12 protein-coding genes are annotated in these 15,432 nt (G+C 67.4%); 2 read left to right on the top strand and 10 right to left on the bottom strand.

From position 1 onward, the window contains the following. Window positions 1–56: 56 nt before the first annotated feature. From ACQ5J0_RS02700 to rimO, 7 genes are all read right to left on the bottom strand, one after another. The gene (locus ACQ5J0_RS02700; protein ID WP_462568986.1) at window positions 57–2,828 is read right to left on the bottom strand and encodes a phosphoenolpyruvate carboxylase; all 2,772 of its coding nucleotides are present in this window, start codon (window positions 2,826–2,828) and stop codon (window positions 57–59) included. Then, window positions 2,825–3,439, bottom strand: a complete 615-nt coding sequence (gene eda / locus ACQ5J0_RS02695) for a bifunctional 4-hydroxy-2-oxoglutarate aldolase/2-dehydro-3-deoxy-phosphogluconate aldolase (protein WP_462568985.1) — start codon at window positions 3,437–3,439, stop codon at window positions 2,825–2,827. The genes ACQ5J0_RS02700 and eda overlap by 4 nt, the downstream gene beginning before the upstream one ends. Next, a complete protein-coding gene (gene glk, locus ACQ5J0_RS02690; RefSeq protein ID WP_462568984.1) occupies window positions 3,436–4,416 on the bottom strand; it encodes a glucokinase in 981 nt (326 codons plus the stop codon). Before glk ends, eda begins: the two co-directional genes overlap by 4 nt. 148 nt (window positions 4,417–4,564) lie before the next feature. Continuing rightward, window positions 4,565–6,379: a phosphogluconate dehydratase gene (gene edd / locus ACQ5J0_RS02685; protein ID WP_462568983.1), complete on the bottom strand. Its 1,815-nt coding sequence runs from the start codon at window positions 6,377–6,379 to the stop codon at window positions 4,565–4,567. Then, a complete protein-coding gene (gene zwf / locus ACQ5J0_RS02680; protein ID WP_462568982.1) occupies window positions 6,372–7,814 on the bottom strand; it encodes a glucose-6-phosphate dehydrogenase in 1,443 nt (480 codons plus the stop codon). The genes edd and zwf overlap by 8 nt, the downstream gene beginning before the upstream one ends. A 73-nt stretch (window positions 7,815–7,887) precedes the next feature. Beyond that, window positions 7,888–8,688 (bottom strand): transglutaminase-like domain-containing protein, encoded by an 801-nt coding sequence (locus ACQ5J0_RS02675; protein WP_462568981.1) that lies wholly within the window; start codon window positions 8,686–8,688, stop codon window positions 7,888–7,890. Window positions 8,689–8,760: 72 nt separating this feature from the next. Then, entirely contained in the window at window positions 8,761–10,134 is a 1,374-nt protein-coding gene (gene rimO / locus ACQ5J0_RS02670) for a 30S ribosomal protein S12 methylthiotransferase RimO (RefSeq protein WP_462568980.1), read from the bottom strand. 74 nt (window positions 10,135–10,208) lie between these two features. Here rimO and ACQ5J0_RS02665 point away from each other — a divergent pair, with 74 nt between their 5' ends. After that, window positions 10,209–10,607: a DUF1761 domain-containing protein gene (locus ACQ5J0_RS02665; RefSeq protein ID WP_462568979.1), complete on the top strand. Its 399-nt coding sequence runs from the start codon at window positions 10,209–10,211 to the stop codon at window positions 10,605–10,607. 15 nt (window positions 10,608–10,622) lie between these two features. Here the strand turns inward: ACQ5J0_RS02665 and ACQ5J0_RS02660 are convergent, their stop codons facing one another. From ACQ5J0_RS02660 to serS, 3 genes are all read right to left on the bottom strand, one after another. Then, window positions 10,623–11,732 (bottom strand): potassium channel family protein, encoded by a 1,110-nt coding sequence (locus tag ACQ5J0_RS02660; RefSeq protein ID WP_462568978.1) that lies wholly within the window; start codon window positions 11,730–11,732, stop codon window positions 10,623–10,625. 13 nt (window positions 11,733–11,745) lie between these two features. Beyond that, window positions 11,746–12,510, bottom strand: coding sequence for a 5'/3'-nucleotidase SurE (surE, locus tag ACQ5J0_RS02655; protein WP_462568977.1), 765 nt, complete (start codon window positions 12,508–12,510; stop codon window positions 11,746–11,748). A 117-nt stretch (window positions 12,511–12,627) separates the two neighbouring features. Further along, window positions 12,628–13,911, bottom strand: a complete 1,284-nt coding sequence (gene serS, locus ACQ5J0_RS02650) for a serine--tRNA ligase (RefSeq protein WP_462568976.1) — start codon at window positions 13,909–13,911, stop codon at window positions 12,628–12,630. 194 nt (window positions 13,912–14,105) lie between these two features. Here serS and ACQ5J0_RS02645 point away from each other — a divergent pair, with 194 nt between their 5' ends. Further along, complete coding sequence (locus ACQ5J0_RS02645; protein WP_462568975.1) at window positions 14,106–15,413, top strand: sulfotransferase family protein; 1,308 nt, start codon at window positions 14,106–14,108, stop codon at window positions 15,411–15,413. Window positions 15,414–15,432: the final 19 nt, after the last annotated feature.

Genomic DNA, 15,432 nt, shown 5'->3' with positions numbered 1-15,432 from the left:
AGCCACCGCCCGCCCCCGTCCCGCAGGGGGACCAGTCGCGGGAGAGGGATTAACCGCTAGCCGTGCGCGCCGAACAGATTGGCGATGGCGGTGCCGATCCGCAGGTTGAGCGCCTGCGCAGCCTCGATCGGATCGATATAGTCGCGCCCGATCTGGGTGTAGCCTTCCCCCGCGCCATCGGGATAGTCGCTCGGCTCGGCGACCGAGAAATCGCTGAGCTGCGGGAAGCTGGTGGGATAGGCGCGGCGCATCTGCGCCAGCGCCTCGTCCACCCGCAGCGTGAAGACCATCTCGAGCACGTCGTCGCGGTCGATGTCGTTGGCGCGGCTGAAGGCGGGGATCGACACCGCCTTGAGGAACATGTGCTGGAGCAGCGCCAGCCGCAGCGCCTGCAATGCGCCGATCGTGCGGCGGATTTCCTCGCGCCCCTCGAGCGGAGCCTCGTCGGGCAGCAGCGCGAACAGACGATGCAGCTTGAGCGCGTCGACCCTGAGCCGCGAAGTGAGCCGGCGGAACACGCCGTTGCGATCGTCACCGGTGAGGTATTCGGCCAGCGTCTCGCAGGCGGAGGCCAGATGCGGTTCGGTCCCGCGATAGGGGCGGCTCGCCCAATAGGCCGAGTTGAACAGCTCGCCATAGGCGGCGACCGTCTTGATGCTGGCCAGCGCGTTGGAGGCGCGCACCAGCCGCATCACCTGCCGCCCCCGCTCGCTTTCCTGCAGCAAGGCGGCGATATCCTCGTAGCTGCCCTCCGCGGCGCTGCCGATCCCGGAGATGATGTTCACCGGATAGCCGAGCTGCTGGAGGATGGCGTTGTGCGGGATCGCGCGGATCTGGCGCAGGCTCATCTCGCGATCGCTCGAGAGGTCGCCCTGGCGGCGCGAGACGCGGCTGCCGGTGGTGTTAAGCAGCCCGAGGCCGAAGGCGGTCACCGCGCGCGCATAGGTGCGGCTCTCGAGATGGTCGCGCTGGTGGCTGCGGACTGCGCGGTAGAAATCCAGGCTCAGATCGGTGCGGCGGTAGAAGGGATCGGGCTCGACATCGGGATCGGTGTCGCCAGGGCGCAATTGCGCGATCCGCGACAGCGTCGCGAGCGCCAGTTCCGGGGTGGCGAAGAACAGATAGCCGTCGCCGCCCTGAAAACTGGCCTCGGGTTCGAGCGCGATCCCGGCGCGGGCGAAGCGCCGCCGCGCCCAGGGGCTGAGCGGCCAGGCGAGCCGATCGGCAAAACCGCCCGGATGCGCGCCGCGGCCCATGCCCTCGCCATGCGTGTTGAAGATCAGCGCCGCGACATCGGCGAGGCCGTTGGCGGCCATCGCATCCGCCATCCGCCCCTGCAGCCGCTCGATCGCGAGGCTGGCGGGGATTTGGCCGACGAAACGCCCGGCATCGGAGAAGCCGGTCTGGATGCAGATCCGGCCGCGCTGGCGGGCATAGGACTGATAGGCGGGTTCGGCGCACAGCGCGTCGAGGAAGCGCCCGCCGTGCTCGAGCGCGGTCTCGGTCTCGAACAGCGGCGAGACATCGACCTCGTCCTCGATCCCGAACAGTCTGGCAAAATAGAGCGCGGCAAGCACGGTCGAGGGCTGTTCGCATTCGGCCACCAGCATCCGGATCGGCACATCGGCGTCGATATGCTGGAGGATTTGCGCCATCACCAGGAACTGGCGGATCGCGGTACTGCTCTCGATCGCCAGCGCGGCGAAATTGGTCCGCAGCGGTTCGACCTTGGCCAATATGTCGCGCAGCACCGCCATCGCACCCTTGCTGGCGAGATCGAGCGTATTGTCCGGATCGACCCGGCGGCGGATCGCATTGTGCAACTGGCTGGCGTTGACGCGGAAATGGACCCAGCCCATCCCGAGCCCGTCGGCGCGCATCGCCGCGGCGAGCGTCCTGAGCGCGATCGCGCCCTCGCGGGAGACGGTCGCGGCATCGCTTTCGAGCGTCTCGACTATCGGCGCCAGACTGGTGAGCTTGTCGGGATGCTCGTCGGTCAGGCGGTTCGCTGCCGCCGAAAGCGCTTCGGGATCGGTAAGATCGCCGCCGAAATCAGCCGCGCGCTGCGCCGCGAAAGCGGCGGCGCGGCGCAGCGGATCGAGCAGCGCGTGATCAGGCGCGACGCCTGCGAGCGTATCGGCGTAGCGTTCGAGCCGCTGCGCCTTTTCCGCCAGCCGAAAGCCGATCGAGTGGTACCACTTGATGTCGGTCCGCCCGTCCATGTCGTAGCCGACCCAGGAGGCGAAGCGGAACGGCAGCGGGGCGAGCGACTGCCAGCGATCGGGCCAGCGCCGCTCTGCCTCGCCCAGAACCCGGTCGACGATCGTGTCGCGCGCATCCTGCGCCCGGGCAATAGCCGCCATAGCGCGGCCGTGCTCATAGGGCAGCGTGATTGCCGGGCGCTCCTCCGCGATCACGCAGGCGCTGTCGTCGATGGCGCGCTCGCCGCTGGCCGCATCGGCGATCGCTTCGCTCTGCGCAGGGGCGAGCAGGAAGGTGGGATGCGCGGTGAAGACCGCATGCAGCGCAGGGCTCTCCCAGCGCGCGCGGAAGGCGTCGAAATCCTCCTCGCCCGGGGCCAGCAGCGCGAGGTTCTCTTTGCGGGTGACGGGCGTCACCAGCGAGCGCAGCCGTTCGGCGCGGCTCTTGAGCGCGGTACATTCCAGCTCCGCGATCAGCGCGGCGCAATCCTCCAGTGTCATCTCGCCCGATTCCAACTGCCGCGACAGATCGAGCGAGAGCTGGAACACCGGGTTGAACAGCGGCGTCTCGCGGGTCCGCTCGTGGAGTTCGCCGAGCCGCGCGGAGAGATCTGCCGCGGTCTTCATCGCTTGAGCCCGGCGGCTTCGCGGGCGAGGCGGGTGACGTTCTCGGAATGCACCGGGCCGCGCGGCGCGACCCAGGTGCCGCCGACGCACAGCACCGCGTCGAGCGCGAGCCAGTCCGGCGCCTCATCGGGCCCGATCCCGCCAGTCGGGCAGAAGCGGCATTGCGCGAAGGGGGCGGCGAGCGCCTTGAGAACCGGGATGCCCCCGGCCGCGACCGCCGGGAAGAACTTGAAATGCGTCAGTCCGAGATCGAGCCCGCGCATGATGTCGCCGGCGGTGGCGATGCCGGGGAGGAAAGGCACTCGCTCGCGCGCGGCGGCCCTGGCGAGCGGTTCGGTAAGCCCGGGGGAAACGACGAATTGCGCACCAGCCTCGAGCGCCTCGGCGAGGCCCCGCTCGTCCGCGACCGTGCCCGCGCCGACCACCGCGCCCGGCACCGTCTTCATCGCGCGGATCGCATCGAGCGCCACCGGGGTGCGCAGCGTGACTTCGAGCACCGGCAAGCCGCCCGCGACCAGCGCGCGGGCAAGCGGTTCGGCCTGCGATAGATCGTCGATCACGATCACCGGGATGACCGGGGCCTGCGTCATGATCTCGGCGATGGTGGTCATTGGGGTACTCCATGTTCGGCGACGAAGGCGGCGGCGGCCCCGAACAGTCCGGGCTGCGGATGGACGATCAGTTTGACCGGGATGGTGCCCATCAATTCGGCGAACCGCCCCTTGGCGCGGAAGCGTTCGGCGAAGCCCGAGCGTGGCAGGTGGTCGCGCAGCCGGTAACCCAACCCTCCGGCGATCACCACCCCGCCGAACCCGCCCTGCGAGAGCGCGATATCGCCCGCCACGCTTCCCAGCGACAGGCAGAAACGGTCGACGGCGGCGGCGGCGAGGCTGTCCTTATCTTCCAGCCCGCGGGTCCACAGCGTGATGTCGTCCTCTTCGGTGAGCGCGCGCCCTTCCATCGCGGCGAGCGTCTGGCGGATCGGGCCGATCGCCGGGCCCGAGACGACACGCTCGATCGAGACGCGGTTGTGCGAACGGCGCAACCGGGCGAGGATCGCATCCTCGATGCTGTCGAGCGGGGCGAAATCGACATGGCCACCCTCGGTCGCGGTCACGCGGTAGTTGCTGCCGGAACGCCACAGATGCGCCACGCCGAGCCCGGTGCCGGGGCCGAGCACGCTGATCGTGCCTTCGGCGGCCAGCGGCGTATCGGGCCCTGTGACATGGACGAACTGGTCTTCCGGCGCGCGGGCCACGGCATGCGCTACCGCGGCGAAATCATTGACGATCGTGAAGGCCTCGACCCCCAGCTTGGACTGCATCAGCGAGGGGCGGATGATCCATGGATTGTTGGTGAAGCGGATCACCTCGCCCCCGACGGGGCCCGCTACCGAGAGCGCCGCGCGGGGGGGCAGGGTGCCGCCTTGGCGAAGCCGAAAATCCTCCCAGGCGGTCTGGAAGCTGGCGTGATCGCGGGTGTGCAGCGTTTCCGGCTCGCCCAGCGCCAGGCTGCCGTCCGAAGCGACGCGGGCGATCACGAATCGCGCATGGGTTCCGCCGATATCCACGGCGACGAGTTCGGTCATCAAATTGCCTCCAGGTTCCCCCAGCTCCCCTCCCCCTGGGGAGGGGCCGGGGGTGGGGGTACGGCGGTACCGGCTAGCGAACGCCGTACACCCCCACCCAACCTCCCCCTCAAGGGGGAGGAGTTCTCGAGCTCTCCGGGAAAAACCCTCACAGTCCTGCCAGCGCAAGCATCGAGGAGCCGCCGCGCTCGGCCTCGTCGGCATGCGCGCGGAACATGGCGAACAGCTCGCGCCCCACGCCCCGTTCCGATTGCGGATCGCCGGCCGGTTCGCGGCCTGCGAGATCGGCGGTCGTTGAAAGCTCGCCCGTCGCCGCGCAGACCCTCACCACATCGCCGTCGCGCAGCAGCGCCAGCGGCCCACCGCCGCGCGCCTCCGGGCTGCAATGGATCGCCGCGGGCACCTTGCCGCTGGCACCCGACATCCGTCCGTCGGTGACCAGCGCGACGCGGTAGCCGCGATCCTGCAACACCCCGAGCGCGGGGGTGAGCTTGTGCAGTTCGGGCATGCCGTTGGCGCGCGGGCCCTGGAAGCGGACCACCACCACCACATCGCGGTCGAGCTCGCCCTGCGCGAAAGCCACCGCGACATCGTGCTGGGTGGCGAAGACGCGGCACGGCGCCTCCACCGTCCAGCGCTCGCGTTCGACCGAGGAACTCTTGAAGCAGGCGCGCCCGAGATTACCCTGCAGCAGCCGCATCCCGCCATCGGGCTGGAAGGGGGCGGAGGCGGGACGGAGCATCTCGGCATCGCCGCTTTCCCCCGGATCGCGCCAATCGAGCGCGTCGTCGGCCTCAAAGGGCTCGCGCGCATAGGCCGGCACCCCGCCGTCCCACACGGTCAGCAGATCGCCATGCGCCAGCCCTTCGTCGAGCAGCGTGCCGATGACATAGGCCATGCCCCCGGCGGCGTGGAAATGGTTCACGTCGCCCGCGCCATTGGGATAGACCCGCGCGATCAGCGGGACCGCGCTCGACAGTTCGGCCAGATCGTTCCAGTCGAAGGCGATCCCCGCCGCGCGCGCCATCGCCGGGATGTGGATCGCGTGATTGGTCGAGCCGCCGGTGGCGAGCAGGCCGATCGCGGCGTTGACGATCGCCTTCTCGTCGATAACGCGTGAGAGCGGGCGGTAGTCATCGCTGTCGATCCCGATCGCGGCGAGCCGGTGGACCGCGGCGCGGGTCATTTCCTGGCGCAGCTTCTTGCCCGGCTGGACGAAGGCCGCGCCGGGGACGTGAACCCCCATCATCTCCATCATCATCTGGTTGGAATTGGCGGTGCCGTAGAAGGTGCAGGTGCCCGGCGAATGATAGCTCTGCATTTCGCTTTCGAGCAATTGCGCGCGGTCGGCCTTGCCCTCGGCATAGAGCTGGCGGACCGCCTGCTTCTGGCGGTTGGGGATGCCGCTGGGCATGGGTCCCGCGGGCACGAAGATCGCGGGCAGATGGCCGAAGCGCAGCGCGCCGATCATCAGGCCCGGCACGATCTTGTCGCAGATCCCCAGCAGCGCCATGCCGTCGTACATCTGATGGCTGAGCGCCACCGCGGTCGAGAGCGCGATGACGTCGCGGCTGAACAGCGACAGCTCCATCCCGTCCTCGCCCTGCGTCACCCCGTCGCACATGGCCGGGGTGCCACCCGCCACCTGCGCGGTGGCACCGACCTCGCGCGCCCAGATCTTCATCCGCTCGGGGTAGCGGTAATAGGGCTGATGCGCCGAGAGCATGTCGTTGTAGGCAGTCACGATGCCGAGGTTGGGCCCGCTCGAGGCACGAAGCGCCTGCTGGTCCTCGTCCGCCCCGGCATAGGCATGCGCGAGATTGGAGCAGGAGACCTGCGAACGCTCGGGCATCCGGTCGCGCTCGCGCTCCATCAGGTCGAGATAGCGGCTCCGCCCGTCGCGCGAATTGGCGATCACCCGGCGGGTGACCCGCTCGATGGTGTCGTGGAGGGGTTTATTCATCGTGCCAGCTCACTCCGTCGCGTTCGGCCAGCGCAATGGCTGCGCTCGGGCCCCAGCTGCCCGCGGTGTAGGGGCGCGGCCTGGTTCCCCGCGCGTCCCACAGCGCCCGGATCGCGTCGATCCATTCCCACTGAGCTTCTACCTCGTCGCGGCGGACAAACAAAGTCTGGTCGCCCTCGACCAGATCGAGCAGCAGCCGCTCGTAGGCGATCCGGCGGATCGTGTCGGAAAAGGCATCGGGCATGGTCACGTCGAGCGGGACCTCGCGCAGCCGCAGCCCCTCGCGGTCGAGCCCGGGTAGCTTGGCCATCAGCGAGAACTGGATATTCTCCTCGGGCTGGATGCCGATGACGAGGCGATTGGGCTTGGTGGTCGCACCCTTGGCCTCGAAGATCGAATGCGGGACCGAGCGGAACTGGACGACGATCTCGGTCACCCGCTCGGGCAGCCGCTTGCCGGTACGCAGGTAGAAGGGCACACCCTTCCAGCGCCAGTTGTCGACATGCGCCTTGATCGCGACGAAGGTTTCGGCGGCGCTCTCCTCGCCCAGTTCCTGATCGTAGCCCGGTACCGCCTGGCCGCCGACTGCGCCGGCGCGGTACTGCCCGGTGACGGTCTCGTCCTCGGCGACGGTGCGCAGCGCGCGCAGCACCTTGACCTTCTCGTCGCGCACCGCGGTGGCATCGAAGCTCGTCGGCGGCTCCATCGCGACCAGCGCGAGCAGCTGCAGCATGTGGTTCTGGACCATGTCGCGCAAGGCCCCGGTCTCGTCGTAGAAGCCGGCGCGGCCCTCGAGCCCGACTGTCTCGGCAACGGTGATCTGGACGTGGTCGATATAGGTGGAATTCCACACCGGCTCGAACAGCAGATTGGCGAAGCGCAGCGCCAGCAGGTTCTGCACCGTCTCCTTGCCGAGATAGTGGTCGATGCGGAAGATGCGGTCCTCGCCGAATTCGCGCGCGACCGCGTCGTTGATTTCGCGGCTCGAGGCGAGATCGGTGCCGAGTGGCTTCTCCAGCCCGATCCGGGTTCGCTCGCCGGTCAGTCCGGCATGCGCGAGGCCCGCGATGGTCGCTTCGAACAGCTTGGGCGCGGTGGAGAGAAAGATCGCCAGCCCCTGGCAATCCTCGCCCACCAGTTCGGCTAGCCGGTGATAGCCGTCGAGCGTGGTCGCATCGACCGCTTCATAGACCAGCCGCTCGAGGAATTCCGCCACCCCGGCACGGCGCACGGCGGGTAGATACTGCTCGAGCGCCTCGCGCGCGAATTCGCGGAATTCCGCATTGCTCATTTCGGTCCGCGCGGTGCCGACGATTTTGAGATCGGGGGCGAGAAGCCCGTCCGAATGCAGCGCGCAGAGCGAGGGGAGCAGCATCCGCTGCGCGAGGTCGCCCGTCGCGCCAAACAACAGCAGCCGGTCCGCGGTGAAGCTCATTGCTTTGTCTATCCCCCATTCTAACGCCTGTGCGCGTAACATTGTTGCTAAGCGCGGTCCAGCATGGAGAGGCTCAGTCGGTGCGCGTGACCTTGACCGAGCTGCGGCGGAAGTTGTTCGGGCCGAAACTGGTCAGGAAGCTGACATCGGCGGCATCGCGCCCGACGCCGATCTTCACCGTCTCGGCGGGATCGGCCATCTTGGTTGCATCGACCAGTTGCCATGTTCCGCCGCCGGGAGTCTCCGGATCGTCGAGAAAGACCTCGGCGATGGCGTGGAAATCGGGCGGTTCGACCCCGGGAGCGTAGCAGGCGACGAAGCGCGCGGGGATCGTGCTGGCGCGCGCCAGCGTCACCAGCACATGGGCGTAGTCGCGGCAAATCCCGCGCCGCTCGACGAAGCTGTCGAGCGCGGTAGTGCGCGCGTCGGAGGTGCCCGGTTCGTAGGAGAAGTTCTCGGCGATCCAGTCGCGGATCGCCGCGATGCGCGCGCCGCCCTCGGTGCCGCCGAATTCGGAATTGACGAAGGGCTGGAACTTGTCCGCCTGGCAATAGCGCGAATCGAACAGATATTGCACCGCCTCGCCGGGCATCGTGTGCGGTTCCATGCGGGCGAGTGCGGGGAGATCGGGCAGCTGGCGCTGTGGGCGGACCAGCGCGGTATAGTCGACCTCGAAATCGCCCTGCGCGCGCACCCAGATGCGCTCGCCGATATCGTCCTGCGCCGCAACCCGGGCGCAATGCTCGGCATCGGTCATCTGCGTATTGCGCTCGATGATCGCCTGCTCGGGGATCGCCGCCGCCTCGAACTGGAGCAGGATGTCGGTTTTCTGCTCTAGCGTAAACGCGAAGCTGGTTTCGATTTTTATGGGCATGCGTAGCGGCAACGCCTCCTGGCCGGGGCAGTTTCTGCCCGAATGAAATATAGTCGGGTCAGGCCAGACGGATCACACCGGCACGCCGAACAGATCGTGCGCGTCGGAATCCTCGATCTCGACCTCGATCACCGCACCAGGGACCAGAGTGGCGGGAACGTTGCGCAGATAGACTTGCCCGTCGATCTCGGGGGCATCGGCCTGGCTGCGCGCGGTGGCACCGATGTCGCCGTCCTCGTCGGGCTCGCCGACCTCGTCGACGATCACCGGGATGCGCTTGCCCACCTTCGCCGCGAGCCGTTCGGTGCTGATCCGCTCGGTCACTTCCATCAGCCGCGCGTAGCGCTCTTCCTTGAGCTCTTCGGGGACATGATCGGGCAGCGCATTGGCGCGCGCACCCTCGACCTGTTCGAAGCGGAAGCCGCCCACGCGGTCGAGCCGGGCCTCTTCCAGCCAGTTGAGCAGATAGCGGAAATCCTCCTCGGTCTCGCCGGGGAAGCCGACCACGAAGGAGGAGCGGATCGCGATCTCGGGGCAGATTTCGCGCCAGGCCTTGAGCCGCTCGAGCACCTTGGCTTCGTTGGCAGGACGGCGCATCGCCTTCAGCACTTTCGGGCTGGCGTGCTGGAACGGGATGTCGAGATAGGGGGTCAGCAGGCCCTCGGCCATCAGCGGGATCACCGCATCGACATGCGGGTAGGGATAGACGTAATGCAGCCGCACCCAGGGAACCTGGCCCTCCGGCGTGCGCAGGCCGCCCAGCTCGCGCGCCAGATCGGTCATATGCGCGCGCACCTCGCGGCCCTTCCAATCGCGCGGATCGTGGCGGGTGTCGACGCCATAGGCCGAGGTGTCCTGGCTGATGACCAGCAGTTCGCGTGTGCCCGCCGCGACCAGCTTTTCCGCCTCGCGCAGCACCGCGTCGATCCGCCGGCTGGCGAGCTTGCCGCGCAATTGCGGGATGATGCAGAAGGCGCAGGAATGGTTGCAGCCTTCGGAAATCTTGAGATAGCTGTAGTGGCGCGGGGTCAGCTTGATGTCGGGCTGCGGGATCAGATCGACGTAGGGCCCCTGGCTCGGCGGGGCATGGGTGTGGACCGCATCGACCACCGCCTCGTATTGATGTGCGCCGGTGATTGCCAGCACCGCGGGATGCGCGGCGCGGATGGCATCGGCCTCCTCGCCCATGCAGCCGGTCACGATCACGCGGCCGTTCTCGGCGAGTGCCTCGCCGATCGCCTGCAGGCTTTCCTCCTTGGCGCTGTCGAGAAAGCCGCAGGTGTTGACCAGCACCACATCGGCGCCGGCATAATCGGGGCTCATGGCATAGCCGTCGGCGCGCAGCCGCGTGAGGATGCGTTCGGAATCGACCAGCGCCTTGGGGCAACCCAGGCTGACCATGCCGATCTTCTTCTGGTCGGGAAGGATGGTGGTGGCGGTGTTCATGATTGCGCGCGCCCCTACACCCCCAAGCGCAAATGCGCTAGCGCCGCGCGCATTGCGCGTGATGGGAGTGTATGATGGGCGAATTGAACTTTGTTGCGGTGGTGCTCGGTGCGCTCGCCTTCTTCGCGGTCGGCGCGCTGTGGTACGGAGTGCTGTTTGGCAAGGTCTGGCAGAGAGCGGCGCGGCTAGGCGACGAGGAAACGCGATCGGGCAACATGCCGCTGATCTTTGCGCTTACCTTCCTGTTCGAATTGCTGATCGCCACGACGCTGTGGCACGGGATCGAGCGCAGCGGCGCCAGCGACCGCGCGACCATGATGATGGCGGTCGGCTTTGGCGCGACCGTGATGGTCCCGGCGCTGGGGATCCACTACCTCTATCTGCGCAAGACGCTGGCGCATTTCCTCATCGATTCGGGCCATATCGTGGTCGGAATGGCGACGATGGGCGGGGTCTTTCTGCTGTTCCGCTAGTCGGGCGAACTGGTTTTATTCTCCCGGTTGCGGGCGCCCGTCGCCCTTGACCTCGCCATTGGGTGTCGGAACGATCTCGACCAATATGTCGCCTTGTCGCAAGATCTGGCAAGCGTCTTCCCAGAACCCGAGCGTTTCGCCATCCCGATAGACGCGCAAACCTCGCCCACCGGTCGTCAGCGCGGCGAGGGATATCCCGTCTTCTTCGGCGGTGATTGCGCGCTCGACCAGCTGCACGCGGCCCGCGACCGAGGCCAGATCCGCCAGATAATCGGCGATGTGCTCGCCCTTGGCGGAGCCTGCGAGCAACAGGCCCGTGAAGCGGACGGGATTGATGACATTGTTCGCGCCCGCCTGCAGCGCGAGCGATTCATTGTCGTTCGCCCGGACGACGACGCTGATCGGCACCTTGGGCGCCATTGCGCGCACGGTCAGCGTGATCAGGATCGTGGTGTCGTCGCGCCCGGCAGAGATCAGCACGTTCTGGGCCTGATCGATCCGGACCGCTTTGAGCGTTTCGTCGCGGGTCGCATCGGCCGCCATGATGTTGCAGCCCAGCGCTTCGGCATCGGCCAGCCGTTCCTCGCTGGGATCGATCACCACGATGCAATTGGGGTCGGTTCCGCGGTCGATCAGTTCCGCGACCGCTTCCGAGCCGGAGACACCGTAGCCCAGCACCACGATGTGGTCCGAGAGTTGCTCCTGGATACGAGCCATGCGCCATTTCTCCCAGCTGCGCTTGATGATGAAATTGTAGGCTGTGCCGACGAAAATGAAGAACACCGCAAAACGGATTGGGGTGACGATCACCGCCTCGACCAGCCGCGCGCGGTCGCTGATCGGCGCGATATCGCCAAAGCCGGTGGTGGTGATCGAGATCATGGTGAAATAGACCACGTCTAGGAAGCTGACCTCGCCGTCGAGATTGTCGACCAGTCCCTCGCGGTCCCACCAGTGGATCATCACAACGATGAAGATCAGCAGCAGCGCCAGCCCGAGCCTGATACCCAGATCGCCCCAGACCGGGATCTTGACCGCGCGCCGCAGAGGTGTGTGCCGGGCCCCGCGATAAGCGCGCTTTTCCTCACGCGGGGTGAGCGTATCGAGCTGCTTCTTTTCGCTCATCCGCCCGTGCTTCTCACGGCTGGTAACGATCCGCAAGCGCACACTGCGAGGAATGATGGGTCAGATCGAGCTGGAGCGGGGTGACCGAGATGAAGCCGTCGTCGATCGCTTCCAGATCGGTGCCGTGGTCGAGCGTGTGCTCGATCGGCTCGAGCCCGAACCAGTAGTACTGGAAACCCCGCGGGTCGCGGCCCTCGACCACCGTGCCGCGGGCGTAGTCGTGGAACCCCTGCCGCACCGCGCGGATGCCCTTGACCTCGGCGCTGGGCAGCGCGGGGAAGTTGACGTTGACGAGCGTTCGCTTGGGCAGCGGCGTGTCGAGCAGCGGACCCAGCACCTTGGCGCCCCAGCTGCGCGCGGCGTCGAAAGTGTCGGCGCCCGCCTCGCCATTGCGGCTGGTGACCTGGCTGAAGGCGATCGAGCGGATCCCCGCCAGCGCGCCCTCGATGGCGGCGGAAACGGTGCCCGAATAGGTGACGTCGTCGCCCAGATTGGCGCCGCGGTTGACCCCCGAAAGGATCACGTCGGGCTCGCCCTGCATCACCTTGCGCAGGCCCAGCGTGACCGAATCGGTCGGCGTGCCGGTGACCGAGAAGCGCCGCTCGCCATGCTGGCGAAGCCGCACCGGGCGGGTGAGCGTAAGCGCGTGGCCCATTCCGGATTGCTCCTCGTCGGGCGCGCAGATCCAGATGTCGTCGGTGAATTCGCGCGCGATCGCTTCGAGAACCTCGAGCCCGGGGGCGTGAACCCCGTCGTCATTGGTGAGGAGGATTTTCATATTCTCCCCTCCCCATGGGGAGGGGCCGGGGGTGGGGGTACGACACACGAAGCTACAGGCGCCGAACACCCCCATCCGGCCTCCCCCTCAAGGGGGAGGAGAAGAAAAGCGTCGTAATTACACATTGGCGGGCTCCAGTCTCGTGACGCCGCCCATATAGGGCGCGAGGACCCCAGGCACCGAGACGCTGCCATCGGCCTGCTGGTAATTCTCCAGCACCGCCACCAGCGTGCGCCCGACCGCGAGGCCCGAACCGTTGAGCGTGTGGACGAACTGGGTCTTCTTCTCGCCGTCGGGGCGGTAGCGCGCGGCCATCCGCCGCGCCTGGAAATCGCCGCAGTTGGAGCAGGAGCTGATCTCGCGATAGGCGCCCTGGCCGGGGAGCCAGACCTCAAGATCGTAGGTCCGCCGCGCGGTGAAGCCCATGTCGCCGGTGCACAGCAGCATCTTGCGATAGGGCAGTTCGAGCGCCTGGAGTACGCCCTCGGCGGACTGCGTCATCCGCTCGTGCTCGGTCTCGCTGTCTTCGGGCCGGGTTATGCTGACCAGCTCGACCTTCTCGAACTGGTGCTGGCGGATGAAGCCGCGCGTGTCGCGCCCCGCGGCGCCCGCTTCGGAACGGAAGCATTGCGTCAGCGCGGTCATCCTGAGCGGCAGCGCGGCGTCATCGAGAATCTGCTCGCGAACCGCATTGGTCAGGCTGACCTCGGCGGTGGGGATCAGCCAGCGACCGTCGGTGGTCTGGAAATTGTCCTCGGCGAATTTGGGCAATTGGCCGGTGCCGAATAGCGCTTCCTCGCGCACCAGCAGCGGCGGCGCGCATTCGGTATAACCGTTCTCGCCAGTCTGATGGTCGAGCATGAACTGGCCCAGCGCGCGGTGCAGCCGCGCCATCGGCCCGCGCAGAAAGGTGAAGCGCGCACCCGAGAGCGCGGCGCCGGTTTCGAAATCGAGCCCCAGCGGCGGACCGAGATCGGCGTGCTCCTGCGGGTCGAAGTCGAACTCGCGCGGGGTGCCCCAGCGCGACAGTTCGACATTCGCATTCTCGTCGGCGCCCTCTGGCACATTCTCGGCGGGGAGGTTGGGCAGGGTGGCGAGCAGATCGTGGAGCTCGGCGCCAAGCGCGCGGTCCTCCTCCTCGAGCGCGGGCATCGCCTGCTTGATCTCGCCAACTTCGGCCTTGAGGCTCTCGGCGGCGTCCGTATCGCCTTTGCCCATCGCCTGACCGATTGCCTTGGAGGCCTCGTTGCGGCGGCTCTGGGCCTCCTGCAGCCTAGTGGTGACTTCGCGCCGGCGGGCGTCGAGCGTCAGGATGCGATCGGCGGCGGGCTCGGCGCCGCGGCGCTGCAGGCCGGCGTCGAATTCACCCGGATGCGAGCGGATAAAGGCAAGGTCGTGCATGGTCCGCGCCTATGCCCGCTCGCCTCCCGCTTGGCCAGAGGGCTTGGCCAGCATGCTGCTGGCAATATGTCTCGGGAAGATCGCCGGGCACTCTGCCCCGCCTCGGTCGTTGAGTGCTTTATGGCGTCGTAGGTGTAGCGGTGCTGCCAGAACCGAAAGCCAGTACCGAAACCGCAGCTTGGGACCGAACAGACTTGCAAGGCATTCCCGACAGCCCGCCGCGCCGCACCCGTTTCATCGACGGATTGAACATGGCGATCCGGGCAGGGAGGGCGGTCGGAGCCATCGCTCCGGCGCCGCTGGAAAAGGATGCACTGCTCGGCGAAGCCGTCGAAGCCACCGGCCTCACCGATTTCGGCGATCGCTGGTTCGAACGGCCGATGGAGGTGCTGCTCGATTCGATCCGCACGGAGGCACGTCTCAATCCGGCGGGCGAATTCGCCGCAACGAGCCAGTTTCGCCACGTGCTGCGCGATCGCCTGCGCACCCAGATGTGGTTCAGGCGCCATCCCGAAATCCTGGCGCGCCCGATCCGCAAGCCGGTGGTCATCGCCGGGCCGATGCGCTCGGGCACGACGCGGTTGCACCGGCTGCTCGCCAGCGACCAGCGATTCAGCCACATGCGCAGTTTCGAGACGATCAGCCCGGTTCCGGGGCCGGGCTACGAGGAAGTGCTCGCGGGCGATAAGGACGATTTTCGCCCGGTCCTGGCGGAGCGGATCATGAAGGTTGCTCGGCTCGCCAATCCGCGCACGCTGACCATCCATCCCACCGGACCCCAGGAGCCCGAGGAAGAACTCGGACTGCTGGTCGCGAGCATGTGGGGGATGAAGCACGAGGCTCAGTGGCACGTTCCGACCTATGGACGCTGGTGCGAAGGCGAGGACGCCACGCCCGCCTATCGTCACATGGCCGACCTGCTGCGGCTGGTCGGCTGGTCCCAGCAGAGCAGTTCGATCCGCCCGTGGATCCTCAAGACGCCGCAGCACATGCTCGACCTGCCCGCGCTGCTGGAGGTGTTTCCCGATGCGCGGCTGATCTTCACCCATCGCGACCCCCGGCAGGTGGTCGGGAGTGCCGCCTCGCTCGCCTGGAACCAGACGGTCATCTATTCCGACAGCGTCGATCCGCAGCGGGTCGGCGAGGAATGGCTGCGCAAGACCAGGCTGCAGATCGAGCGGATGCGCGCTGCTCGCGAAGCGATCCCTCCGGAACGAATGATCGACATTCACTACAGCGCGATGGACGACGACTGGCGAGCCACCATGGCCCGGGTCTATCGCTTCCTCGGATTGGAGATGGGGCCCGCGATGCCGGCGATGGAGCGTTTCATCGAACGCTCGCGCCGGCTCAAGCAGAGACCGCATCGCTATAGCCTCGAACAGTTCGGCCTCTCACCGCAGCAGGTGAACGAACAATTGGGCGACTACGTGCGGCACTACGACATCCCGGTCGAAGGTGCCGATCGGCAAGCCACCTGCGCGGCGGCTGCCATGAACTGAGCCGAAAAACGGGACCGCG

Source organism: Qipengyuania sp. SM2512 (assembly GCF_054954005.1).
This window is presented reverse-complemented; position numbering and strand designations above follow the sequence as displayed.